This is a genomic window from Terrabacter sp. AAH1, assembly GCF_054456855.1.
This window is the reverse complement of sequence record NZ_JBTJJV010000009.1, coordinates 25,277-50,484: the sequence shown is the minus strand read 5'-3', so window position 1 is coordinate 50,484 and position 25,208 is coordinate 25,277. Positions and strand designations below refer to the sequence as shown.

20 protein-coding genes are annotated in these 25,208 nt (G+C 71.0%); 6 read left to right on the top strand and 14 right to left on the bottom strand.

What is annotated here, in order from left to right:
• The first annotated feature begins 136 nt into the window (after positions 1-136).
• The 5 genes from ACXR8F_RS14395 to ACXR8F_RS14375 all read left to right on the top strand — a co-directional run bounded on the left by ACXR8F_RS14395 (position 137) and on the right by ACXR8F_RS14375 (position 7,365).
• On the top strand, positions 137-2,035 hold the full coding sequence (locus tag ACXR8F_RS14395; RefSeq protein WP_045186960.1) for a 2-oxoacid:acceptor oxidoreductase subunit alpha: 1,899 nt from the start codon (positions 137-139) through the stop codon (positions 2,033-2,035).
• An 8-nt stretch (positions 2,036-2,043) separates the two neighbouring features.
• The gene (locus tag ACXR8F_RS14390) at positions 2,044-3,135 is read left to right on the top strand and encodes a 2-oxoacid:ferredoxin oxidoreductase subunit beta (RefSeq protein WP_458801615.1); all 1,092 of its coding nucleotides are present in this window, start codon (positions 2,044-2,046) and stop codon (positions 3,133-3,135) included.
• Positions 3,136-3,260: 125 nt separating this feature from the next.
• The gene (gene rarD / locus ACXR8F_RS14385; protein WP_458801614.1) at positions 3,261-4,178 is read left to right on the top strand and encodes an EamA family transporter RarD; all 918 of its coding nucleotides are present in this window, start codon (positions 3,261-3,263) and stop codon (positions 4,176-4,178) included.
• 49 nt (positions 4,179-4,227) lie between these two features.
• Positions 4,228-5,874 (top strand): MFS transporter, encoded by a 1,647-nt coding sequence (locus ACXR8F_RS14380; RefSeq protein WP_458801438.1) that lies wholly within the window; start codon positions 4,228-4,230, stop codon positions 5,872-5,874.
• 78 nt (positions 5,875-5,952) lie between these two features.
• On the top strand, positions 5,953-7,365 hold the full coding sequence (locus tag ACXR8F_RS14375) for a class II fumarate hydratase (RefSeq protein ID WP_458801436.1): 1,413 nt from the start codon (positions 5,953-5,955) through the stop codon (positions 7,363-7,365).
• 48 nt (positions 7,366-7,413) lie between these two features.
• Here the strand turns inward: ACXR8F_RS14375 and ACXR8F_RS14370 are convergent, their stop codons facing one another.
• Positions 7,414-7,854 (bottom strand): VOC family protein, encoded by a 441-nt coding sequence (locus tag ACXR8F_RS14370; RefSeq protein ID WP_458801434.1) that lies wholly within the window; start codon positions 7,852-7,854, stop codon positions 7,414-7,416.
• Between the two features lie 62 nt (positions 7,855-7,916).
• Between ACXR8F_RS14370 and ACXR8F_RS14365 the strand changes: the two genes are divergently transcribed.
• Entirely contained in the window at positions 7,917-8,315 is a 399-nt protein-coding gene (locus ACXR8F_RS14365) for a hypothetical protein (protein WP_458801433.1), read from the top strand.
• On the opposite strand, the gene ACXR8F_RS14360 is transcribed toward ACXR8F_RS14365, so the two are convergent.
• From ACXR8F_RS14360 to nuoE, 13 genes are all read right to left on the bottom strand, one after another.
• Entirely contained in the window at positions 8,288-9,619 is a 1,332-nt protein-coding gene (locus tag ACXR8F_RS14360; protein WP_458801431.1) for a D-arabinono-1,4-lactone oxidase, read from the bottom strand. The two genes, ACXR8F_RS14365 and ACXR8F_RS14360, sit on opposite strands and share 28 nt — an antisense overlap.
• Before the next feature lie 4 nt (positions 9,620-9,623).
• Complete coding sequence (locus tag ACXR8F_RS14355) at positions 9,624-10,808, bottom strand: alanine racemase (RefSeq protein ID WP_458801430.1); 1,185 nt, start codon at positions 10,806-10,808, stop codon at positions 9,624-9,626.
• A gap of 279 nt (positions 10,809-11,087) precedes the next feature.
• On the bottom strand, positions 11,088-12,107 hold the full coding sequence (locus ACXR8F_RS14350; protein ID WP_458801428.1) for a polyprenyl synthetase family protein: 1,020 nt from the start codon (positions 12,105-12,107) through the stop codon (positions 11,088-11,090).
• A 10-nt stretch (positions 12,108-12,117) separates the two neighbouring features.
• Positions 12,118-13,722 carry an NADH-quinone oxidoreductase subunit NuoN gene (gene nuoN, locus ACXR8F_RS14345; protein WP_045186980.1) on the bottom strand — a complete coding sequence of 535 codons (1,605 nt, stop codon included), beginning with the start codon at positions 13,720-13,722 and terminating at the stop codon, positions 12,118-12,120.
• Entirely contained in the window at positions 13,719-15,320 is a 1,602-nt protein-coding gene (locus ACXR8F_RS14340; RefSeq protein ID WP_458801612.1) for an NADH-quinone oxidoreductase subunit M, read from the bottom strand. The genes nuoN and ACXR8F_RS14340 overlap by 4 nt, the downstream gene beginning before the upstream one ends.
• 8 nt (positions 15,321-15,328) lie before the next feature.
• Positions 15,329-17,314: an NADH-quinone oxidoreductase subunit L gene (nuoL, locus tag ACXR8F_RS14335; protein ID WP_045186982.1), complete on the bottom strand. Its 1,986-nt coding sequence runs from the start codon at positions 17,312-17,314 to the stop codon at positions 15,329-15,331.
• A gap of 15 nt (positions 17,315-17,329) precedes the next feature.
• On the bottom strand, positions 17,330-17,620 hold the full coding sequence (nuoK, locus tag ACXR8F_RS14330) for an NADH-quinone oxidoreductase subunit NuoK (RefSeq protein ID WP_371860843.1): 291 nt from the start codon (positions 17,618-17,620) through the stop codon (positions 17,330-17,332).
• A gap of 5 nt (positions 17,621-17,625) precedes the next feature.
• On the bottom strand, positions 17,626-18,414 hold the full coding sequence (locus tag ACXR8F_RS14325; RefSeq protein WP_458801425.1) for an NADH-quinone oxidoreductase subunit J: 789 nt from the start codon (positions 18,412-18,414) through the stop codon (positions 17,626-17,628).
• A complete protein-coding gene (nuoI, locus tag ACXR8F_RS14320) occupies positions 18,411-19,247 on the bottom strand; it encodes an NADH-quinone oxidoreductase subunit NuoI (protein ID WP_458801423.1) in 837 nt (278 codons plus the stop codon). Before nuoI ends, ACXR8F_RS14325 begins: the two co-directional genes overlap by 4 nt.
• The gene (gene nuoH, locus ACXR8F_RS14315) at positions 19,240-20,649 is read right to left on the bottom strand and encodes an NADH-quinone oxidoreductase subunit NuoH (RefSeq protein ID WP_045186990.1); all 1,410 of its coding nucleotides are present in this window, start codon (positions 20,647-20,649) and stop codon (positions 19,240-19,242) included. Before nuoH ends, nuoI begins: the two co-directional genes overlap by 8 nt.
• Positions 20,646-23,099 (bottom strand): NADH-quinone oxidoreductase subunit G, encoded by a 2,454-nt coding sequence (locus ACXR8F_RS14310; protein WP_458801421.1) that lies wholly within the window; start codon positions 23,097-23,099, stop codon positions 20,646-20,648. Before ACXR8F_RS14310 ends, nuoH begins: the two co-directional genes overlap by 4 nt.
• Positions 23,096-24,427 carry an NADH-quinone oxidoreductase subunit NuoF gene (gene nuoF / locus ACXR8F_RS14305; protein ID WP_045186994.1) on the bottom strand — a complete coding sequence of 444 codons (1,332 nt, stop codon included), beginning with the start codon at positions 24,425-24,427 and terminating at the stop codon, positions 23,096-23,098. The genes ACXR8F_RS14310 and nuoF overlap by 4 nt, the downstream gene beginning before the upstream one ends.
• Positions 24,424-25,188, bottom strand: coding sequence for an NADH-quinone oxidoreductase subunit NuoE (gene nuoE, locus ACXR8F_RS14300; RefSeq protein ID WP_458801419.1), 765 nt, complete (start codon positions 25,186-25,188; stop codon positions 24,424-24,426). The genes nuoF and nuoE overlap by 4 nt, the downstream gene beginning before the upstream one ends.
• Between the last annotated feature and the right edge of the window lie 20 nt (positions 25,189-25,208).

The window sequence follows — 25,208 nt, the reverse complement described above, 5'->3', positions numbered from 1 at the left end:
CTCCGTGATGTCCACGTGATGTCCACGTGATGGCAACTGCGCAAAGTTGAACAAGGCACGAACTAGCATGGAAATTGCCCGCCGCAAAGGGCAACGGGCCCGCAAATCGTACGGAAGTTCGAGGACGTCTCAGAGCATGAGCACCAAACTGGTCCAGAAGCTCGATCGCGTGGTCATCCGATTCGCCGGCGACTCCGGCGACGGCATGCAGCTGACCGGCGACCGCTTCACGTCGCAGACCGCCCTGCTGGGCAACGACCTGTCGACGCTGCCGAACTTCCCCGCCGAGATCCGGGCGCCCCAGGGCACCCTGCCGGGCGTGTCGAGCTTCCAGCTGCACTTCGCCGACCACAACGTCCTGACACCGGGCGATGCCCCCGACGTGCTCGTCGCGATGAACCCGGCCGCTCTCAAGGCGAACCTGCGCGACCTGCCGCGCGGCGCGACGATCATCGTCAACACCGACGAGTTCACCAAGCGCAACCTCTCCAAGGTCGGCTACGCCGAGAGCCCCGTCGACGACGGCTCGCTCGAGAGCTACCACGTGCACCCGGTGGCGCTGACGTCGATCGCCGTCGAGGCGCTCGCGTCGTTCACCGACCTGACCCGCAAGGAGAAGGAGCGCGCGAAGAACATGTTCGCGCTGGGCCTGCTGTCGTGGCTCTACACGCGGCCCATGGACGGCACGGAGGCCTTCCTCAAGGCGAAGTTCGCCGACAAGCCCGTCATCCTCGAGGCCAACCTCGCGGCGCTGCGGGCCGGCTTCAACTACGGCGAGACCACCGAGGACTTCGCCGTCTCCTACGAGGTGGCACCCGCCTCGATGGCGGCGGGCACCTACCGCAACGTCACGGGCAACGTCGCGCTGTCGCTCGGCCTCGTGGCCGCGGCGCACCGCGCGCACCTGCCGCTCTTCCTCGGCAGCTACCCGATCACGCCCGCCTCCGACATCCTGCACACACTCGCGGGGCTCAAGCGCTACGGCGTGGCGACGATGCAGGCCGAGGACGAGATCGCCGGTGTCGGCGCGGCCCTCGGCGCGAGCTTCGGCGGCGCGCTCGGCGTCACGACGACGTCCGGCCCCGGCCTGGCCCTCAAGGCGGAGACGATCGGCCTCGCCGTCTCGCTCGAGCTGCCGCTCATCGTGTGCGACATCCAGCGGGGCGGACCCTCGACGGGCCTGCCGACGAAGACCGAGCAGGCCGACCTGCTCCAGGCGCTCTTCGGCCGCAACGGCGAGTCGCCGGTCGCCGTCGTCGCACCGTCGACGCCGGCCGACTGCTTCGACATCGCCGTCGAGGCGGTCCGCATCGCGACGACCTACCGCACGCCCGTCATCGTGCTCTCCGACGGCTACCTCGCCAACGGCTCCGAGCCGTGGCGGCTGCCGCGCACGGCCGAGCTGCCTGACATCTCGGTCGAGTTCGCGACCGAGCCGAACGCGACCGACGACAAGGGTGAGCCCGTCTTCCACCCCTACCTGCGCGACCCCGAGACGCTGGCGAGGCCCTGGGCCATCCCCGGCACGCCCGGCCTCGAACACCGCGTCGGGGGCATCGAGAAGGCCGACATCACCGGCAACATCTCCTACGACCCCGACAACCACGACCACATGACGCGGCTGCGGCAGGCCAAGATCGACGGCATCGCCGACACGATCGCGCCACTCGAGGTCGACGACCCCGCCGGCGACGCCGACGTGCTCGTGCTCGGGTGGGGCTCGACCTTCGGGCCGATCTCGGCCGCGGTGCGACTCGCCCGCAACGCCGGCGCCCGGGTCGCCCAGGCGCACCTGCGCCACCTCAACCCGTTCCCCGCCAACACCGGCGAGGTGCTGCGCCGCTACGAGCGCGTCATCGTGCCCGAGATGAACCTCGGCCAGCTCGCCCTGCTGCTCCGCGCGAGGTACCTCGTCGACATCGAGTCGCACACGTCGGTCCGCGGCCTGCCCTTCCAGGCGGGCGAGCTCGCCGACGTCATCGCGACCGCCGTCGCCTCGCTCGGCGACGCGCACCTGAAGGAGACCGCCCAGTGACCACCGACCTGCCCGTCGACCTCGGTATGCCGCTCAGCTCGCCCGGTGCCACCGGCACGACCGGTGTCCCGCGCCTTGCCGACGGCACCGCCCTGACGAAGAAGGACTTCACGTCCGACCAGGAGGTGCGCTGGTGCCCGGGCTGCGGCGACTACGCGATCCTCGCCGCCGTGCAGGGCTTCCTGCCCGAGCTCGGCCTCAAGCGCGAGAACATCGTCTTCGTCTCGGGCATCGGGTGCAGCTCGCGCTTCCCGTACTACCTCGACACGTACGGCATGCACTCGATCCACGGTCGGGCCCCGGCCATCGCGACCGGCCTCGCCGCGACGCGTGAGGACCTCTCCGTGTGGGTCGTCACCGGTGACGGCGACGCGCTGTCGATCGGCGGCAACCACCTCATCCACGCGCTGCGCCGCAACGTCAACCTCAAGATCCTGCTCTTCAACAACGAGATCTATGGTCTGACCAAGGGCCAGTACTCCCCCACCTCGCACGTCGGCCAGGTGACGAAGTCGACCCCGCTCGGCTCGCTCGACACGCCGTTCAACCCGGTGTCGCTCGCGCTCGGGGCCGAGGCCAGCTTCGTCGCCCGCACCATGGACTCCGACCGGCAGCACCTCACGTCGGTGCTGCGCGCCGCGGCCGAGCACCGTGGTTCGGCGCTGGTGGAGATCTACCAGAACTGCCCGATCTTCAACGACGGCGTCTTCGACGTCCTCAAGGACCGCACCGAGGCAGCCGCCCGCATCCTGCACCTCACCGACGGCGAGGAGGTCTCGGCGGGCGACAACGTCGTGGTGCGTGACGACAGCGGGTCACTGGCCGTCGTGCCACGTGCCGACGCCGACCCTGCTCGCATCGTGCGGCACGACGCGTCGGCGCAGGACCCGTCGGCGGCGTTCGCGCTCTCCCGTCTCGACAGCCCAGACCTCGGCCACGTGCCGATGGGCATCTTCCGCAACGTCCAGCGCCCGACCTACGACGACGCGCTGCGCGAGCAGATCTCCTCCGCCCGCACCAACGAGATCACCGACGCCGACATCGACGCCCTGCTCGCCGGACGCGACACCTGGACGGTCGGCACGCCGGCGGGTTCGTGACCTCCGCCGGACGCGACACGACTCGCGGCACCGGGCTCGCCTCCGCGCGCACCGACACGGTCGGCGACACGGTCGGCGACACGGTCAGCGACACGGGGGCGGTCTCGTCCGCGCCCCACGCCGAGGTGAGGCGCGGCACCCTGCTCGGCTTCGCGGCATACGGCATGTGGGGGCTCTTCCCGCTCTACTTCGACGCGCTCAAGCCTGCGGGCGCCTGGGAGATCCTCGCCCATCGGATCCTCTGGACGCTGCTCTTCTGCGTCGCCGTGCTGCTCGTCGGGCGCGACCTCGGCTGGGTGCGACCGCTGCTGCGCCGACCGCGGCTGCTCGCGGGCACCGCGGTCGCGGCCGTCCTCATCGCCGTGAACTGGGTGGTCTACGTCGGGGCGGTGACGTCGGGCAACACGTCGGAGGCGGCGCTCGGCTACTTCCTCAACCCGCTCGTCACCGTCGCGCTCGGGGTGGTCGTCCTCGGCGAGCGGCTTCGGTGGCTGCAGTGGGTCGCCGTAGGCATCGGCTGCGTCGCGGCCGCCTTCCTCGGCATCGTCGGCGGACGCGTGCCGTGGGTCGCGCTCACGCTGGCCTGCTCCTTCGCGCTCTACAGCCTCACGAAGAAGAAGGTGGGCGTGAGCCTCGACGCCGTGCACGGGCTCACCGTCGAGACGGTCGTGCTGGCACCGGTGGCCGTCGTGCTGCTCTTCGTGGTGTCGGCGCAGCGCGGCCTCGAGGTCGGTCACCACGGCGCGACCCACACCGCCCTGCTCGTGCTCTCGGGTGTCGTCACCGCCGTGCCGCTGCTGTGCTTCGCCGCGGCCGCCCGACGCATCCCGCTCGTCACCATCGGCCTCATCCAGTTCTTCACCCCCGTCATGCAGCTGCTGTGCGCGGTGCTGCTGCTCGACGAGCACATGCCGCGGGAGCGCTGGATCGGCTTCGGCATCGTCTGGCTCGCCCTCCTGGTGCTCACGGTCGACTCGATGGTGAGCCTGCGGGGAGCCCGGGCCGCCCGTCGCGACCTGCCGGTCGACGACTGCCCGCGCTGAGCGGAGCCGCAGCGGGCGCGGCGCCCCGCGCTGGTGACACACTGCTGGGGTGAGCGACCTCGCCCTCGACTCTCGCGCCGGACGGTCCGTCATCGCGGCCGCGGTGCTCGGGTCGGGGATGGCCCTGCTCGACGGCACGGTCGTCAACGTGGCACTCGTGCGCATCGGCGAGGAGCTCCGCGCCGGCATGAGCGACCTCCAGTGGATCACGAACGGCTACCTGCTCGCCCTCGCGTCGCTCATCCTGCTCGGGGGCTCGCTCGGCGACCGCTTCGGCCGCCGGCGCGTCTTCGTCGTCGGCGTCGCCTGGTTCACCCTCGCCTCGGCGGCGTGCGGCCTGGCGCAGTCACCCGGGCAGCTCGTCGTGGCGCGCGTGCTCCAGGGCGTGGGCGGTGCCCTGCTCACGCCGGGCAGCCTCTCGCTGATCCAGTCGTCGTTCCGGCCCGGCGACCGCGGCAAGGCGATCGGCGCATGGTCCGGCCTCGGCGGGATCGCCTCAGCCGCAGGGCCGTTCGTCGGCGGCTGGCTGGTGCAGTACGCGAGCTGGCGGTGGGCGTTCCTCGTCAACGTGCCCCTCGGCGTGGCGACGATCTGGATCGCCCAGCTGCACGTGCCAGAGAGCCGCGACGAGCGGGCCGACCACCACTTCGACGTGCCCGGCGCGACCCTCGCCACCCTCGCGCTCGGTGTCACGACCTTCGCGCTCATCCAGCACGAGGCCCTCGGGGCCGGGCCGACCGTGGGGGTGCTCGCGCTCGGGCTCGCGATCGGGGTCGCCTTCGTCGTCGTCGAGCGGCGCACGCCCCACCCGATGGTGCAGCCCGCGCTCTTCGCCTCGCGCCAGTTCAGCGCCGCCAACGCGATGACCCTGCTGGTGTATGCCGCCCTGGGAGCAGTCGTCTTCTTCCTCACCCTCCAGCTCCAGACGGTGCTCGGCTACGGGCCGATGCTGGCCGGGATGGCGTCGCTTCCCGTCACCGTGCTCATGCTCTTCCTCGCCTCGAAGGGCGGCGAGCTCGCCTCTCGCATCGGGCCGCGGCTGCCGATGACCCTCGGACCGGTCGTGTGCGGCGTCGGCACGGTCCTGCTGGCCGGCGTCGGTCCCGGGTCGACGTACTGGCTGGGCGTGCTCCCCGGCATCACCGTCTTCGGCCTGGGCCTGGTGCTCCTCGTCGCGCCCCTCACGGCCACCGTGCTCGCTGCCGCCCCCGACCGGTATGCCGGGGTCGCCAGTGGCGTCAACAACGCCGTCGCGCGAGCCGGGAGCCTGCTGGCCGTGGCCGCGCTGCCCGCGGCGGTCGGGCTGAGTGGCACCGACTACGCCGACCCGGAGGCCTTCTCGTCGGCCTATCGCGCGGCCATGCTGCTCTGTGCGGTGCTGCTCGTCGCGGGCGGCGCCGTCTCGTGGCTGCTCATCCGCAACCCGGAGGCTGAGCCGTCCGAGCCCGTGCCCGCTGAGCCCGTGCCCGCGGAGGAGGCGGCTGTCGGGGTTCACGAGGGCGGCCTCGAGGGCGCCCTCGACCGGACTCATGACGGCATTCCGGCACTGGCACCGGAGGTGGCTCGGGGCGCCGTGCCCGCCCGACGGCATACGCGATCGGTGCAGGCGGGGTGGTCCTGCGCGGGATCCGAGGGCTGCCCCGGCACGAGCCACCGCGAGGACGACGACCTCGCCTCGACGTCCGGAGCGCGCTGACCCGAGGCTCGCCCCACTCGCCGGGGAACACTGCGTCACTGTTGCATCCCGGGCAACAGTGACGCGCATGATGGGGGCATGAGCGACGCCGCAGCGACAGGCTTCCGGACCGAGCACGACTCGATGGGCGAGGTGCAGGTGCCCGCCCAGGCGCTCTGGGGCGCCCAGACGGCACGGGCCGTCGAGAACTTCCCGATCAGCGGACAACCGGTGCCGCCCGGCGTCGTCCACGCCCTCGCCCAGCTCAAGGCGGCGGCAGCGGAGGTGAACGCCGAGCTCGGCGTGCTCGACCGCGACCGCGCCGACGCCATCGCCTTCGCCGCGGGCGAGGTCGCGGAGGGCCTCCACGACGACGAGTTCCCGGTCGACGTCTTCCAGACCGGTTCGGGAACGTCGACGAACATGAACGTCAACGAGGTCGTCGCCCGCCTCGCCCACCTCTCGAGCGGCCTCGAGATCCATCCGAACGACCACGTCAACGCCGGTCAGTCGAGCAACGACACCTTCCCGAGCGCCCTGCGCATCGCGGCCACGACCGCGGCGGTCTCCGACCTCGTGCCTGCCCTCGAGCACCTCGCCACGGCGCTCGGGCGCAAGGCCGGCGAGTTCGCCGACGTGGTCAAGGCGGGGCGCACCCACCTGATGGACGCGGTGCCGGTGACGCTCGGCCAGGAGTTCGGCGGCTACGTGCGGCAGGTCGAGCTCGGCGCGAGCCGGGTGCGTACAGCGGCCGACGCCACGAGCGAGCTGCCGCTCGGGGGCACGGCCGCCGGCACCGGGCTCAACGCGGCACCGGGCTTCGCCCGCAAGGTGATCGAGCGCGTCGCCGGGGTCACCGGCTTACCCTTCCGGGAGGCCGTGGACCACTTCGAGGCGCAGTCTGCCCAGGACGCCGTCGTCGAGCTGTCCGGGGCGCTGAAGGTCGTCGCCGTCAGTCTCACGAAGATCTGCAACGACCTGCGCTGGATGAGCTCCGGCCCGCGCACCGGTCTCGGCGAGATCCACCTGCCCGACCTTCAGCCCGGCTCGAGCATCATGCCGGGCAAGGTCAACCCGGTCGTGCCCGAGGCAACCCTCATGGCATGCGCGCAGGTCATCGGCAACGACGTCACCATCACGACCGCCGGGGCCGCCGGCAACTTCGAGCTCAACGTCATGCTGCCGGTCATGGCCAAGAACGTGCTCGAGTCGATCGGGCTGCTCGCTGCGACGTCACGGCTGCTCGCCGACCGCTGCATCGACGGCATCACCGCCGAGGTCGACCACGCGCGCGCCCTGGCCGAGGGATCCCCGTCGATCGTCACCCCCCTCAACCGCTACATCGGCTACGAGGCGGCCGCCGCCGTGGTGAAGCAGGCTGTCAGGGAGCGCCGCACCATCCGTGAGGTCGTCATCGACCAGGGCCACGTCGCGGCGGGCCGGCTCACCGAGCAGCAGCTCGACGAAGCCCTCGACGTGCTCTCGATGACGCGCCCCGAGCAGGGCCCCTGACCCAGGGTCCGATCACGTATGCCGTGCGGCCGGCCCGGTGACGGCCGCTCAGCCCAAGAACTGGCTCGCCGTGAAAAGGGCGCCCTGCGGATCGCGGACGAGCGCCGTCCGGGTCCAGTCGTTCTCGTCGGTGCGCACCAGCGTCGCACCGAGCTCGACCGCGCGCGCTGCGGTGGCGTCGCGGTCGGCGACGGTGAAGGTCACCTTCCAGCCGGGGTCATCGCCCGGCGCGACCGGCACCAGCCAACCGATCGCGTCGGCGAAGCCCGGCGGCACGCCCACGCCTGACTGTCGCGCGTGGATGCCGGGATCGACGGTCGCGGCCAGGTGGTCGCCGTAGCCCGGAACACGGATCATCGTCGCGAAGCCGCTGTCGGCGAACTCCCAACCGAAGACGCCGGCATAGAACGCCTGCGCGGCGGCGGGCTCCTCCGTGTGCAGGTCGCTGAAGTTCCAGGCGCCGGGCCCATTGGTGACCTGCGCCCCCAAGCGACGCTTCGCCTCCCAGAGCCGGATCTCCAGGCCTTGGGGTCCCGGGCTACGCTCGGGCGATGACCTTGGACGACGTCGACGCGTACCTCGGTGCCCTCGACGGCTGCCGGGCGCGGAGGGTCGAGGGGCGACGGGCCTGGTACGTCGACGGTCTGCTCGTGGCACGCGAGGATGCCCCGGGCACCCTGCTCGTCCGCCTCGGCGGCGCCGAGCGCGAACGCGTCGTGACGGCGCACCCCGAGACGTTCGGGGTCCCGCCCCGTTGGGAGGCGCACACCAAGGTGCAGGCCGACCTCTCAGGCGACCCCGACGCCGTCCGTGCGGCACTCCACCGGGCCTTGGGAGGGACAGCGCTCGGCGCGCGCGTGACCCGGCCGGCGACCCGAGCCAAGGGCCGAGCCGGCGACTCAACGGCGTTCCGGCGAGCGGGTCAGGAGCCGAGCGCGCGCTCCAGGTAGGGGTTGCCGAAGAGCCGGTCGGGGTCGACGCGGTCGCGCACGGCGACGAAGTCGTCGAAGCGCGGGTAGACGGAGCGCAGGTAGTCGGCGTCGCGGGTGTGCAGCTTGCCCCAGTGCGGCCGACCGCCGTGCTCGGTCGCGATCGCCTCGAACGCGTCGAAGTAGGCCCCCTTGGCCTGCCGGTGGTACTTGTGGATCGCGATGTAGCAGCTCTGCCGCTCGTGCGCCGTCGAGAGCCACACGTCGTCGGCGGCGGCGAACCGGCACTCGACGGGGAACGAGATCTGCTCGTCGTGCGCGTCCACCCACCGTCGCAGCTCGAGCAGCACGTCACGCAGCGCCTCGCGCGGGAACGCCCACTCGGACTCCATGAAGCGGACCTCGCGGGCCGTCACGAACACCTTGTGCGAGCTGTCGGTGAACTGGCGCTCACTGAGCACCCGGGACGCGATCCCGTTGATGCCGCGCGTCGAGCGCGGCAGGCGAGTCGCGACGCGGTTGGTCATCTCGAAGAACCGGTTGCTGAGCAGGTCGTCGTCGAGCTTCTCGCGCCAGGCCGGCAGCGGCCGCTTCTGCGTGCCCTCGGGCACGCGGTTGTTGCGCTTCGTCAGGGTGCGGTCGGTGTGCGGGAACCAGTAGAACTCGAAGTGGTCGTTGGCCTCCGCCGAGACGTCGGCGTGCTCGAGGACATCGAGGAGAGGCTCGGGTCGCTCGACTGCATGCAGCAGGAACGCCGGCACGACGGCCAGGGTGATCTCGGTGACGATGCCGAGGGCACCCAGCCCGAGCCGCGCCGCCTGGAACAGCTCGGGCTCACGGGTCGGCGAGCAGTCGACGACCGAACCGTCGGCGAGCACGAGCCTCAGCGCGCGGATGCCGGCCGACAGCCCCGTGAGGCGCAGGCCGGTGCCGTGCGTGCCGGTGGCGGTCGCACCGGCGAGGCTCTGCCGGTCGATGTCACCCAGGTTGGGCAGGGCATACCCGAAGGCCGCGAGCTCCTCGTTGAGCACGTGCAGGGGCGTGCCGGCCCGGACCGTGGCCTCGCCGCGGGTCGAGTCGATGGACGTGACACCCGTGAGGGCACCGAGGCGCAGCTGCACACCATCGGTGACGCCGACGCCGGTGAAGGAGTGCCCGGCGCCGATCGCCTTGACCCGCAGGCCGTTCGCACGGGCCCGCGACACCTCGTCGACGACCTCTGCCTCGCTGCGCGGCGTCGCGACCCGCGCGAGTCTCGACGTCTCGGTGCCGGCCCAGTTGGTCCACTCGATGCTGCGGACGACGCTGCTCTTCACCACGCTCATGCTCTCAGCCAAAACACTGCCCTTCACCACGGTAGGTCGCCGCTCGCCCGACGACCCGGTCGCCTCCGTCGCTGCTGACGAGCGCGAACTCCGTGAACCGCTCGGCCAGCTCCCCTGCCTTGGCGTGCCGGAACCATATCCGATCTCCCAGTGAGAGCCGGTCTGCACCCGGCCCGGTCAGCGGCGTCTGCACCTCTCCGGCGCCCTCCCGGCGCACCAGGGAGAGGTCCTGGTCGGCCAACGGGCTCGGCACGCGGGACCCGCCGGGCTGGCCCGAGGCGATGTAGCCGCCGCCGTATGCCGTCACGATCCCTTCGCCGGGACGCCTCACCACCGGTGCCGCGAAGTAGGCCGCCGGGCGCAGGTCGAGGTCGTCGTAGCCGTCGAAGAGGGTCGGCGCGAACAGGCCCGAGCCGGCGGCCAGCTCGGTCAGCGACGGGTCGTGGTGGGTGACGTGCAGGCTGCCGGTGCCGCCGCCGTTGACGACCTCGAGGTCGGCCAGGGCCTTCGCTGCGGCCACGACCTCGCTGCGCCGCGCCAGGAGCTCCTTGGCCGAGACCTTCTTCATCCGCCGGACGACCGTCGAGGAGTCGGGCAGCCCGGCGATCTGCGCGTCGTAGAACATCAAGCCGGCGACCTCGAGACCGCGTTCCTGCGCTCGGCGGATCACGGCTTCGACCTCGTCGGCGTTTCGTGTCGGCGAGCGACGCACACCCATGTGCGCCGGGCCGACCCGCAGCGACGCGTCGACGTCGACGGCCACGCGCAGACTCTCGTGGCCGACCACCTCCCGAGCCAGGAAGTCCACGTGCTCCACGCTGTCGATCATGAGGAGAACGGCGCGCTTCAGAGCCGGATCGGCGGCCAGCTCGGTCAGGGCCGGGACGTCGACGCTGGGATAGGCGACGAGCAGGCCGGTGTGGCCGTCACGAGCCCACCACAGGGCCTCGCGCACGGCGTAGCACATGAGTCCGGCGAAGCCGTCGTGACCGAGGGCTCGCTCGATGAGCGGACGTGAGCGCAGCGACTTGGTCGCGATGCGAATGGGCAGGCCCCCTGCCAGCGACACGAGCGTGCGCGCGTTGGCGTCGAACGCATCGAGGTCGACGACGGCGAGGGGGGCCGAGAGCTCCGCGGTCGCCGCGGACAGGCTGGCGGCCGTCCGCGTCGGAGGGGTGCGACGTGGCATTCCCGCACCCTACCGAGCGTCACCTCCCGACCGGCCCCTTGGCATGCCCCGTCTCAGGAAGCCCCGGGTCGAGAACTGGCCACTCGACGCGAGGACGGCGTCAAGAAACTGAGCACTCGACGGGACGGGCGCGTCGGGAACTGAGCACTCGACGCACGTCTCTAGTCGAGTGCCCACTTTCCGACACCGGCACCCGCGCGCAGGTCCGATCGAGAGAACGCTCCGTCACCTCGGGCGTGACGGAGCGTTCTCTCGATCAAAGAGGGAGGGTGGGTGCGCTCAGCCGACGCGGTCGACGACGCTGAGGGCGAGGGCCTGCAGGGCCGCCTTGGCGTCGCTGTCGGGCAGCGGGTCGAGCAGGGCCTGCGCCTCGCGGGCGACGGCATACGTCTCCTCGCGGGCACGCTCGAGCGCCGGGTGCGCCCGCAGCAGCTCGAGCGCCTCGGCCACGGCGGCGTCGTCGGCAGCCAGGTCGCTGTCGAGCAGCGCCAGCAGCCGCGCGTCGGTGGCGTCGGCGGGGTCGGCCATGGCGCGGAAGCGCAGCACCGCGAGGGTGTCGACGCCTTCACGCAGGTCGGTGCCGGGCACCTTGCCGCTCGCGTCGGAGTCGGACGCGATGTCGATGAGGTCGTCGGCGAGCTGGAAGGCGATGCCGACCTTCTCGCCGTACGAGCGCATGATCTCGACCGACTCGGGCGAGCCGCCGCTGAACATGACGCCGTAGCGCCCGGCGGTCGCGATGAGCACGCCGGTCTTGTCGGCCAGCACGCCGAGGTAGTAGTCGACGGGGTCCACGCCCTTTGGGCACGCGCGGTCGTCGCGGATCTGGCCGGAGCAGAGCCGCACGAACGTCTGTGCCTGGATGAGCACCGCCTCGGCGCCGAGCCCGGCGACGAGCTCGGACGCCTTGCCGAAGAGCAGGTCGCCCACGAGGATCGCGGTCGAGTTGTCGTAGGCGGCGTTGACCGATGGCACCCCGCGGCGCACGGTCGCCTCGTCCATGACGTCGTCGTGGTAGAGCGAGGCGAGGTGCGTGAGCTCGACACCGGCAGCGGCCGCCACGACCTCGTCGGTGATGCCGTCGCCGAGCTCCGCGGCGAGCAGCGTCAGCAGCGGCCGGAACCGCTTGCCGCCCGCCTCGACGAGGTGCGCCGAGGCACGAGCGATGAACGGGTCGTCGTGGTCGACGACCTCGGTCAACAGCGCGTCGACCCGGGCGAGCCCGTCCCGCAGGCGCGCCGAGAGCTCCGCGGTGGCCCCGGGGATCCCCAGGACCGGCGGGGTGGCGTGCGTCGTCATCGGCTCCCGATCACCGCACGAACTGCGAGGCCCGGTCGGCCAGGTCGAGCAGGGCGGACGGCAGCACGCCGAGGGCGAGCGTGACGAGCGTGCCGATGGCGATGGAGAACGTCGTCGACACCGACGGCGTCACCACCTCGACCGCGTCGTCGGGGGCGTCGCTGAAGAACATCAGGACGATGACCCGGGCGTAGACGAACACCGTGATCGCGCTGCAGACGACACCGACGACGGCCAGGACCGTGCCGGTGGCGCCGCCCGTGCCGACGGCCGCCGAGAACACCGCGAACTTCGACACGAAGCCCGAGGTCAGCGGGATGCCGGCGAAGGCGAGCATGAGGAAGGCGAACGCGCCGGCCACGACCGGGTAGCGCTTGCCGAGCCCGGCCCACTGCGACAGGTGCGTCGCCTCGGCGCCGTTCTGGCGCACCAGCGAGACGATGGCGAACGCGGCGATCGTCGCGAAGCCGTAGGCGACGAGGTAGAAGAGCACGGCGCCGATCGCCTTGCGGTCGAAGGCGAGCACGCCGACGAGGATGAAGCCCGCGTGGGCGATCGAGGAGTAGGCCAGCAGGCGCTTCATGTCGGTCTGGGTGACCGAGAGCACCGCGCCGACGACCATCGTCAGCAGGGCGACGAGCACGAGCGCGTTGGTCCACTCCCAGCGGCCGGTGTCGAGGCCCACGTACGCGAGTCGCAGGATCGCGCCGAACGCCGCGGCCTTCGTGCAAGCCGCCATGAAGCCGGTGACCGGGGTGGGAGCGCCCTGGTAGACGTCGGGCGTCCACGCGTGGAACGGCACCGCACCGACCTTGAAGAGCAGGCCGACGAAGACGAGGAACGCGCCCGGCAGCAGCAGGCCGTTCATCGCGAGCGGGCCGCTCGCGATGGCACGGCTGAGATCACCGAAGTAGACCGAGCCGGCGTAGCCGTAGAGCAGGGCCGTGCCGAAGAGGAAGAAGGCCGAGCTGAACGCGCCGAGCAGGAAGTACTTGAGCGATGCCTCCTGCGAGAGCAGGCGACGACGGCGGGCGAGTCCGGAGAGGATGTAGAGCGGCAGCGAGAGCACCTCGAGCGCGACGAACATGCCGATGAGGTCGTTCGTCGTCGGGAAGAGCATCATGCCGAAGATCGCGAACATCGTCAGCGGGAAGACCTCGGAGGTCAGCGCGCCCGCGCGGGCGGCCGCCGTCTCGTTCGCCGAGCCGGGGGTCGAGGCGCCGCTGGGCGTGAACGCGTCAGGCCCGGTGCCGCCGAAGCGCTCGGCCATCGTCAGGATGCCGAGCACGCCCATGAGCACGATCGTGCCCTGCATGAACAGGGCCGGTCCGTCGACGGCGAGGGCGAACATCTGGCGGTTGGTCGAGCCGTCGGCGAGCCCCATGGTGACGCCCTGGTGCCCGGCCGCGGGGATGATCGCCACGGCGGCACCGAGCAGCCCGACGACCGCGAGGCCGACCTGGATCACGTGGCGTCGCTCGCGCGGGGCGAACGCCTCGACGAGGACGCCGACGAGCGCGGCACCGAAGACGATGAGCAGCGGCAGGATCGCGAGGTAGTCGACGTTCGACGGCTGGAACGCTGCGGGCAGCGCCAGCGGAGCGACGGCGGTCACTTCGAGCTCCCTTCGGCCAGGGTGCCGGCCGGGTTGAGGTTCGGGATGGCTTTCTGGACGTGCGACAGGGTCTGGTCGACGGCCGGGTTGATCACGTCGAGCGCGAGGTTCGGCAGGAAGCCGAGCACCAGGAACGCGGCGATCAGGGGCGCGGCGACGATCTTCTCGCGCGTCGTGAGGTCACGCACCGCGGTGAGGCCACGGCGGCCGGACTCGTCGAGGCGGTCGTGCTCGCGGACGCCCACGAGACCCTCGGGCTTCGGACCCGTCATGACCTTCTTGTACATGAGCAGGATGTAGAGCGCCGCGAGGATGATGCCGGACGTCGCGATGACGGCCGCCACCGGCTGGGTCGGGAAGCTGCCCACGAGCACCAGGAACTCCGAGACGAAGCTCGAGAGGCCCGGCAGGGCGAGGCCCGAGAGGCCGGCCACGAGGAAGATGCCCGCGAGAGCGGGCGTGACCCGCTGCCAGCCGCCGAAGTCGGGGATGCGCTTGCTCCCCCGACGGCGCACGAGCATCGCGGCGAAGAGGAACAGCGCCGCCGTCGAGAAGCCGTGGTTGACCATGTAGAGGTTGGCGCCCGCGTGGCCGACGTTCGTGAAGGCGAAGATGCCGAGGACGATGAAGCCGAAGTGGCTCACCGACGTGTAGGACACCAGGCGCATCATGTCGGTCTGGCCGATGGCGAGCAGCGCGCCGTAGATGACCGAGAGGACGGCCAGCGCGACGACGACCGGGGTGGCCCACTCGCTCGCCTGCGGGAAGAGCTGCAGGCAGAAGCGGATCATCCCGAACGTGCCGACCTTGTCGAGCACGCCGACGAGCAGGGTCGCCGTCGCCGGCGAGGACTCGGTGGCGGCGTCGGGCAGCCACGTGTGGAACGGCACCATCGGCGCCTTCACCGCGAAGGCGAAGAAGAAGCCGACGAAGAGCAGACGCTCGGTGGTCGGGTCGAGCGAGAGACCGGTGAGGCGCTCGATGAGGAAGCCGTCGCTGCCGCCGGGGCCCTGCAGGTAGAGGGCGATGACGGCGACGAGCATGATGAGGCCGCCGGCCAGCGAGAAGAGCAGGAACTTCATCGCGGCGTACTGCCTGCGCGCACCGCCGAAGCGGCCGATGAGGAAGTAGACCGGGATGAGCATGGCCTCGAAGAAGACGTAGAAGAGGAACACGTCGGTGGCCGCGAAGACCCCCACCATGAACGTCTCCAGCACGAGGAGCAGCGCGAAGTACGTCTTGGTGCGCCGGGCACCACCGGGGCCGGCCTCCTCGGGCACGTCGCGCCAGGCCGCCAGCAGGCAGATCGGCGTGAGGACGAGCGCCATGAGGATGAGCACGAGGGCGATGCCGTCGACGCCGAGCGAGTAGCTGACGCCGAACTGCGGGATCCACGAGTGCTGCTCACCGAGCTGGAACTGGGTGCTCGCACCGCGGTCGAACTGCGTCGCGGCCACGATGCCCACGACGAGCGTGACGAGGGAGAACCCGAGCGCCATCCGCTTGGCGTTCTCGGCGCTGCCCGGCACGAAGGCGACGAGGAGCGCGCCGACGAGCGGGACCAGGCCCACGATCGTCAGCCACGGGACGCTGGACATGGTCGTCATCAGGAGATCACCCACAGTGCACCGAGGATGGCGACGACACCGGCGAGCATCGTCAGGGCATAGGAACGCGCGAAGCCGTTCTGCAGCTTGCGCAGGCGTGAGCTCGTGCCGCCCACGAGGGCAGCGAGCCCGCCGGCCGCACCGTCGACGCCCTTGCCGTCGGCGAAGACGAGCGAGCGCGTGAGGTGGATGCCGGGTCGCATGAGGAGGGCCTCGTTGACCTGGTCCTGGTAGAGGTCCTTGCGGGCGGCCTGCGTGAGCAGGTTGCCGGCGGGGGCCGTGACCGCGACCTCGTCGCGCCAGTAGCGCAGCCACGCGAACGCGGCACCGCCGGCGACGAGGACCAGCGTCAGCGCCATGAGCACCGGCACCGGGATGACCGGGTGCGCGCCCTCGGGCTCGGCGCCGGTGACCGGCTCGAGCCACGAGGTGAACAGGCCGGTCGGGCCGATGATGAGGCCGAGGAAGGCGGATCCGAGGGCGAGCACCATCATCGGGACGGTCATGAGCTTGCCCGACTCGTGCGGGTGGACGTCGTCGGTCCAGCGCTTCTTGCCGTGGAAGGTCATGAAGAAGAGGCGCGACATGTAGAAGGCCGTGATGCCGGCGCCGATGAGGGTGGCGAGGCCGAAGACCCACGGACGCCAGCCCTCGCCGATGAACGCGGCCTCGATGATCTTGTCCTTGGACCAGAAGCCCGAGAACGGGGGCACGCCGAGGATGGCGAGCCAGCCGAGGGCGAAGGTGGCCCACGTGATCTTCATGGCGCCCGAGAGGCCACCGAAGCGGCGCATGTCGACCTGGTCGTTCATGCCGTGCATGACCGAGCCGGCGCCGAGGAACATGCCGGCCTTGAAGAAGCCGTGCGTCAGCAGGTGGAAGATCGCGAAGGCGTAGCCGACGGGGCCGAGGCCCGCGGCCAGCATCATGTAGCCGATCTGGCTCATCGTCGAGGCGGCGAGGGCCTTCTTGATGTCGTCCTTGGCGCAGCCGACGATCGCCCCGAAGAGCAGCGTGATGGCGCCGACGATGACGACGACGAGCTGCGCGGTGGGGGCGGCCTCGAAGATCGGCGCCGAGCGCACGACGAGGTAGACACCGGCGGTGACCATGGTCGCCGCGTGGATGAGCGCCGAGACCGGGGTCGGGCCGGCCATGGCGTCGCCGAGCCAGCTCTGCAGCGGGAACTGCGCCGACTTGCCGCAGGCACCGAGCAGGAGCATGAGGCCGATGGCGGTCATGAAGCCCTGGTTGGCGTTCGTGCCCGCCTCCCCCAGCACCGTCGCGAAGTCGACGGCGCCGAAGTGGAAGAACATCACCATGATGGCGATGGACAGGCCGAAGTCACCGACACGGTTGGCGACGAAGGCCTTGTTGGCGGCCGTCGCGTACGCCGGGTTCCAGTTCCAGAAGCCGATGAGCAGGTACGACGCGAGACCGACGCCCTCCCAGCCGACGTAGAGGAGCAGGTAGGAGTTGGCGAGGACGAGCAGCAGCATCGCCGCGACGAAGAGGTTGAGGTAGGCGAAGAACCGCCGCTTGTCGGGGTCGTGCTCCATGTACCCGAGGGAGTACACGTGGATGAGCGAGCCGACGAAGGTGATGAGCAGCACGAAGGTCATCGACAGCTGGTCGACGAGCAGGCCCGCGCTCACCTTGAAGGCGCCGGCGGCGACCCAGTCGAACAGGTCGATGCCGACGGCGCGGTCCTCGGGGCCACGCCCCAGCATCGCGAGGAAGACGAGCGCGCCGACGACGAACGCACCCCAGGAGAGGGCGGTCGCGAGCACGGGCCCGAACTTGTCGGTGCGACGGCCGCCGACGAGGAGCACGGCGGCACCGAGCAGCGGCAGCGCGACGAGCAGCCACGCGTATGCCGTCACCCCGGTCGCGGCGTGCGCCTCGCCTTCGTGCGTGGCGAAGCCCGCGGCATACGTGCTCAGCGCGCTCGGTGAGCTCGCAAGCGTCTGGACGAGAGTTCCCATTCTGGCCGGCGCTCCTTACAGCTTCAGCAGGTTGGCGTCGTCGACCGAGGCCGACCGGCGGGCGCGGAAGATCGCCATGATGATGGCGAGGCCCACGACGACCTCCGCGGCGGCGACGACCATGACGAACAGGGCCATGACCTGCCCGTCGAGGGCGCCGTGCATCCGGGAGAAGGTGACGAGGGCGAGGTTCGTCGCGTTGAGCATGAGCTCGACGCCCATGAAGACGATGATCGCGTTGCGACGCGTCAGCACCGCGGCCGCGCCGATCGCGAAGAGCAGCACCGCCAGGTAGACGTAGTGCATGGGGCTCACTTGGACCCACCCTCCTCGATCTCGCGCGCCATGTGGCGCTCGACGTCCCGCAGGGCGTCGGTGGTCGCGACCTGGTCGCGCGCGACGAGGACGCGCGAGACGGACAGGTCGCTCGGCGTGCCGTCGGGCAGCAGCGCGGGGGTGTCGACCGCGTTGTGGCGGGCGTAGACGCCCGGGGCGGGCAGGCCGGCGACGTTCTTGTTGTCGCGCACGCGCTTGGCGGCCCACTCGGCCTGCGTGATGCGCGGGCTGAGCCGCTCGCGGTGGGCGAGCACCATCGCGCCGAGGGCTGCGGTGATGAGCAGCGCGGAGGTGACCTCGAAGATCCAGACGTACTGGCCGAAGATCAGCTCGGCGAGGCCGGTGACGTTGCCGGTCTCCTTATTGGTGGCCACGAGCTTGTCCATGCCGGACTGCACGGTCGTCTCGTCGATGACCGCGGCGCCGATGGCGAAGAACAGCACGGCGGCGAGGCCGATCACGAGCAGGAACGACGCCCAGCGCTGTCCCTTGATCGTCTCGACGACCGAGTCGGACGAGTCGACGCCGACGAGCATCAGCACGAAGAGGAAGAGCATCATCACGGCGCCGGTGTAGACGAACACCTGGATGACGCCGAGGAAGTCGGCCTTCTGCATGATGTAGAAGATGCCGAGGATGCACATGACGAGCGCCATGCCGAGGGCGGCGTGGACCGCCTTCTTGGCGAAGAGCAGGCCCAGCGCGGCGATGACCGCGATCGGCGCGAGCACCCAGAAGCCGACGGCTTCGGCGGTGGAGGTCACGGGTTGGCCCCTTCCCGGGTCTGCGGCGCGGTCGGGTTCGACGAGTGCACGAGGTCGTGGGCGCCGGGCACCGCGGCAGCGGCGTTGCCCGGACGGCCGGCGGCGCCCGTGATCGACGGCGCGGTGCTGCCGTCGTCGTCGAGGCCGTCACCGTCGGAGGCGGCGGCGTCACGGTCGTGGACGTACGCCTTCTGCGCGTCCGTGGGACCACTGACCTTGCCCTGGTAGTAGTCGCGCTCCTCGAGGCCGTCGGCCATCGGGAACGGCGGCGTGAGCATGCCGGTCTGCAGCGGAGCGAGCAGCTGGTCCTTGGTGAAGATCAGCTTGCCGCGGTCGTTGTCGGCGAGCTCGTAGAAGTTCGTCATCGTCAGCGCACGGGTGGGGCACGCCTCGATGCACAGGCCGCAGAAGATGCAGCGCAGGTAGTTGATCTGGTAGACGCGGCCGTAGCGCTCACCGGGGCTGAACCGACCGGCGCCACCGGGGGTGTCGTCGTTGTCGGCGCCCTCGACGAGGATCGCGTCGGCCGGGCAGGCCCACGCGCACAGCTCGCAGCCGACGCACTTCTCGAGGCCGTCCGGGTGACGGTTCAGCTGGTGGCGGCCGTGGAAGCGCGGCGCGGTCGGGCGCGGCTTCTCGGGGTACTCCTCGGTCGCGACCTTGCGGAACATCGTGCCGAAGGACACGCCGAAGCCGGCGACGGGGGCGAAGAGCTCGGAGAGGAAGCCCTTCTCACGGTCGTCGGAGCCGGATCGCTGCGCGCGCGGCGCACCGACCTCGGAGCCCTTGGGCCCCGCTGGGGTGACGTCCTTGCCGACGGTGTCGTCAGCCATGGTCCTCCTCCTTGGCGAAAGTCGAGGTGGCGGAAGTCGTGCTGGCGGTCGAGAGGACCGGCTCGCGCGTCGCGCTGATGCGCGGCCCTGGCTCGGCAAGGCGCTGGCCGGGCAGCGGCGGCACCGGGTAGCCACCCTCGAAGGGGTCGATCTCCTCCGGCGGGGCCTCGTCCTCGGCGGCGGCCTTGGCGGCGCGCTTGTCGTCCCAGATCCAGGCCGCGGCGAGCGCGATGACGGCCACGATGCTCACGATGACGACGGTGGCCACGGACAGCTCCCGCCCGGCGAACGTCAGCTTGCTGTCACCGAGGAAGCCGAGCTGCGCGCCGCGGATGAAGGCGACGGCGACGACCCACGCGAGCGTGATCGGGATGAGGAACTTCCAGCCGAAGCGCATGAACTGGTCGTAGCGCACGCGCGGCAGCGAGCCGCGCAGCCAGACGAAGATGAACATGAAGACCCAGAGCTTGAGGGTGAACCACAGCAGGCCCCACCAGCCGCCGCCGAACATGTTGTCGTTGATCGCCGAGATGAGCGGCGGGGCCTGCGGGCCACCGAGGAACAGCGTGGTGGCCAGGGCCGAGACGGTGAACATGTTGACGTACTCGCCGAGGAAGAACATGGCGAAGCGCATCGAGGAGTACTCGGTGTGGAAGCCACCGGTGAGCTCGCCCTCGCCCTCGGCGAGGTCGAACGGGAGACGGTTGGTCTCGCCGACCATCGTGATGACGTAGACGGCGAAGGAGAAGAACGCCGGCAGGATGTACCAGAGCGAGCTCTGCGCCGAGACGATCGCCGAGGTCGACATCGAGCCGCTGTAGAGGAAGATCGCGACGAGCGAGAGGCCCATGGCGATCTCGTAGCTGATGACCTGGGCGGTCGAGCGCAGGCCACCGAGCAGCGGGTAGGTGGAGCCGGAGCTCCAGCCGGCGAGGATGATGCCGTAGACGCCGACGGAGGCGACCGCGAGCACGAGCAGCACGGCGATCGGCACGTCGGTGACCTGCAGCGGGGTCTCGTGGCCGAACATCGACACGGTGCCGCCGAGCGGGATGATCGCGAACGACACGAAGGCCATCGTCGCGGCGATGAGCGGCGCCAGCGTGTAGATGAACTTCTCGGCGTTGGCCGGGGTGATGTCTTCCTTGAGCATCGACTTCATGCCGTCGGCGAGCGTCTGCAGCAGGCCGAAGGGCCCGTTGCGGTTGGGGCCGGGGCGCTGCTGCATGCGACCGATGACGCGGCGCTCGAACCAGATGACGAGCAGCGTCGAGATCAGCAGGTAGACGAAGACGCCGACGGCCTTGATCAGGGCCACCCACCAGGGGGTGTCGCTGAAGTCGGCCGTGGGGTTCTCCATGGGCAGCGCGGCGGCCACCCCGTATGCCGTCACGAAGCTCATGCGGCACCACCCTTCGTGACGGTGACGCGTCCACCGGCATCGCTGCCGAGGCCCGCGCGCACGGAACAGATCTGGTCGGCCCCACGGGAGTTGGTCGGCAGCCACACGACGCCGTCGACCATGCCGACGGTGACGGCGGCGGGCAGCGTGACGCTACCGGCCGGACCGGTGACCGTGACGAGGTCGCCGTCGGCGACGCCGAGCCCGGCCGCGGAGGCCTCGGACAGGCGGGCGACGGCCAGCGGCGCGGTGCCGGCGAGGAACGGCTCGCCGTCCTGCATGCGGCCGGCATCGAGGAGCGTCGCCCACGTCGACAGGACGAAATCGCCCTCGCCGTAGGGCGCCCCGGCGGCGCGCTGGCCGGCGGGTGCCGTCGTGGCTCGCGCACCGGTCCACGGCCCGAGGGCCACGAACTGGTCGCGGATCTCGCGCTGGGTGCGGGTCTCGAGGAAGAAGCCCATCTCGCTCGCGAGCATGTCGAGGGCGCGGTGGTCGCTCACGGCGCCACTCTCGAGCGCCTCCTCGAAGGCGCGGACGCGGCCCTCCCAGTCGACGTAGCTGCCGGCCTTCTCCGCCTGGGCGGCGACCGGGAGCACGACGTCGGCGACGGCGGTGACGGCCGACTCGCGCAGCTCGAGCGAGACGACGAACGCCTTCTCGAGGGCGGCAGCGGCAGCCGGCTCGCCGATGTCGGCGGGGTCGACGCCACCGACGACGAGCGCGTCGAGGTCACCCGTTGCGGCCGCGGCGAGGATGCCGGCCGTGTCGCGGGCCGCGGCCTGCGGCAGGTGGTCGACGTCCCAGACGCGGGCGACGTCGGCCACGGCAGTGGCGTCGGAGACCGGACGCCCGCCGGGCAGCAGGGCACCGAGCGCACCGGCCTCGAGCGCGCCGCGCTCCCCCGCCCGTCGCGGCACCCACGCGAGGCGGGACCCGGTGGCGGCGGCGAGGTCGGCCGCGGCACGGAGCGCGCCGGGCGACGTCGCGAGACGCTCACCGACGAGCACGATGCCGCCGGTGCCGAGCGCTTCACGTGCCTTGGCGCCGGCCTCGGTCGAGCCGAGGTCGCCGAGCACGGCGGCCTCGTTGCCCGGCACCGTCGGGATGAGCGTGCCGCCCAGCTTGGTCAGTCCGCGCGTCGGGTGCGACGAGACGGCATACACCTGCGTCTTGCGACGACGGAACGCCTTGCGCAGCCGCAGGAAGACGATCGGGCTCTCGTCCTCGGGCTCGAAGCCGACGAGCAGGACGGCGCCCGCCGCCTCGAGGTCGGCGTACGTGACGGCGCCGCCCTCGGGACCCGTCGCGGCGACGTGCTCGGCGAGGAAGGCGACCTCCTCGGCCGAGTGCGGCCGGGAGCGGAAGTCGACGTCGTTCGTGCCCAGCACGACACGGGCGAACTTGCCGTACGCGTACGCGTCCTCCGTGGTCACGCGACCGCCGACGAGCACGCCCGCCTTCTTGCCGGCGAGACCCGCCGCGGCGGCGGCGAGGGCCTCGGGCCAGCCGACGACCTTGAGCCGGCCGTCGGTGTCGCGCACCATCGGCAGCTCGATGCGGTCGGGCAGCGTGGCGTACGTGAACGCCCAGCGGCCCTTGTCGCAGTTCCACTCCTCGTTGACCAGCTGGTCCTCGGCGGCCATGCGGCGCAGCACGACACCGCGGCGGTGGTCGGTGCGCATGGCGCAGCCGCTCGCGCAGTGCTCGCAGACCGACGGCGTCGACACGAGGTCGAAGGGGCGGCTGCGGAAGCGGTAGGCCGCACCGGTGAGGGCACCGACCGGGCAGATCTGCACGGTGTTGCCGGAGAAGTAGCTCTCGAAGGGCTTCTCCTCGTAGATGCCGATCTGCTGGAGCGCGCCGCGCTCGACGAGGGCGATGAACGGGTCACCGGCGACCTGGTCGGAGAAGCGGGTGCACCGCGCGCAGAGCACGCAGCGCTCGCGGTCGAGCAGGACCTGCGAGGAGATGTTGACCGGCTTCGGGTAGGTGCGCTTGACGTCCTCGAAGCGCGACACCGGACGACCGGCGCTCATCGCCTGGTTCTGCAGGGGGCACTCGCCGCCCTTGTCGCAGACCGGGCAGTCGAGCGGGTGGTTGATGAGCAGCAGCTCCATGACACCCTGCTGCGCCTTGTCGGCCACCGGCGAGGTGTTCTGCGTGTTGACGACCATGCCCTCGGACACCGTCATCGTGCACGAGGCCTGCGGCTTCGGCATCGGGCGGACGTTGCCCTCGCGGTCGGGCATCGCGACGTCGACGAGGCACTGGCGGCACGCCCCGACGGGGTCGAGCAGCGGGTGGTCGCAGAAGCGCGGGATCTCGATGCCGACCTGCTCGGCGGCCCGGATGACGAGCGTGCCCTTGGGGACGCTGACGGGCACGCCGTCGATCGTCAGGCTCACCTGGTCGGGCTTGGTCTCCGTGGGGGTGGAGGCGGTCGTCGTCATGCGGACACCATCCCGCTGGACTCCTTGGTCTGGACGGGGAAGAGGACCGAGTTCTCCGGCGGGAACAGCTCGTGGGCCGGCGTGTGCATGCCGGCCTCGAACTCCTCGCGGAAGTACTTGACGGCCGAGGTGATCGGGCTCGTGGCCGCGTCGCCGAGGGCGCAGAAGCTGCGGCCGAGGATGTTGTCGCAGATGTCGACGAGCTTGTCGATGTCGTCCTGCGTGCCCTGGCCGTTCTCGATGCGGTCCATGATCTGGCGCAGCCACCACGTGCCCTCACGGCACGGGGTGCACTTGCCGCAGGACTCGTGGGCGTAGAAGTCGGTCCAGCGGGCGACGGCGCGCACGACCGAGACGGTCTCGTCGAAGACCTGCAGGGCACGCGTGCCGAGCATCGACCCGGCCGCGGCGACCGAGTCGAAGTCGAGCGGCACGTCGAGGTGCTCGTCGGTGAAGATCGGCGTGGAGGAGCCACCCGGCGTCCAGAACTTCAGCTTCTTGCCGCCGCGCATGCCGCCCGCGAGCTCGATGAGCTCGCGCATCGTGATGCCGAGCGGCGCCTCGAACTGGCCGGGGTTGGTGACGTGGCCCGAGAGGCTGAAGATGCCGAAGCCCGTGGACTTCTCGGTGCCCATGCCCTTGAACCAGTCGGCGCCCTCGAGGATGATCCCGGGCACCGAGGCGATGGACTCGACGTTGTTGACCGACGTGGGCCGGGCGTAGAGACCGGCCGCGCCGGGGAACGGGGGCTTGAGGCGCGGCTGGCCGCGACGGCCCTCGAGCGAGTCGAGCAGCGCGGTCTCCTCGCCGCAGATGTACGCGCCGGCGCCGGCGTGCACCGTGATGTCGACCTTGACGCCCTTGCCGCCGACGTTGTCGCCGAGGTAGCCCGCGGCACGGGCCTCCTCGACGGCGCGCAGCAGGCGGCGGTAGACGTGGACGACCTCACCGCGGAGGTAGATGAAGGCGTGCTCGCAGCCGATGGCGTACGAGGAGATGGCCACCCCCTCGATGAGCGAGTGCGGGTTGGCCATCATGAGCGGCACGTCCTTGCACGTGCCCGGCTCGGACTCGTCGGCGTTGACGACGAGGTAGCGCGGGCCGCCGTCGGGGGGGCTCATGAACGACCACTTCATGCCGGTCGGGAAGCCCGCACCGCCGCGGCCGCGGATGCTCGAGTCCTTGACGGCATCGATGATCGCCTGCGGCTCCATGTCCAGCGCCTTCTTGAGGGCCTTGTAGCCGTCGTGGCGCTCGTAGGTCGCGAGGGTCCAGGACTGGGGGTCGTCCCAGAACTTGGTGAGGATCGGGGTCAGCGTGTCGGTCACTTCGAGCCCTTCCCGTCTGAGGTGGCGCCGGAGCCGTCGGAACGGCCGGAACCGTTGGAGCTCGGGGCGACCCAGCCGTTCTCGTTGGCGATCTTGAGGCCGAGCAGCGAGGCCGGCCCGGCGCCCACGCCCTCGTCGCCGCGTCCGTCGTGGAAGCCCGCGAGCACCCGCGAGACCTCCTTGAACGTGCAGACCTTCGCGGCGCCGCGCGTCGGGGCGACGTCGTTGCCGGCACGCAGGTCCTCGACGAGGCCGATCGTGCTCTCGGGCGTCTGGTTGTCGAAGAACTCCCAGTTGGCCATGACGACCGGCGCGTAGTCGCACGCGGCGTTGCACTCGACGCGCTCGAGGGTGATCTTGCCGTCCTCGGTCGTCTCGTCGTGACCGATGCCGAGGTGCTCGGAGACCCGGTCGAAGATCAGGTCGCCGCCCATGATCGCGCAGAGCGTGTTGGTGCAGACCCCGACGGTGTACTCACCGTTGGGGTGGCGCTTGTACTGGGTGTAGAACGTCGCGACGCCGCTGACCTCGGCCTCGGTGAGGTCGAGCACCTCGGCGCAGAAGCTCACGCCGCGGCCGGTGACGTAGCCGTCGACCGACTGCACGAGGTGCAGCAGCGGCAGCAGCGCCGAGCGCTTCTGCGGGTAGCGCGCGACCACCTCGGCGGCGTCGGCGTAGAGGTTCTCGAGGACGTCGGCGGCATACGGCGCCTTGGACTCGGGGCTGACGTGCAGGTGGCCTGAAGCGTCGTGACCGCTCATACGTGCTTGTCCTTTCGCGC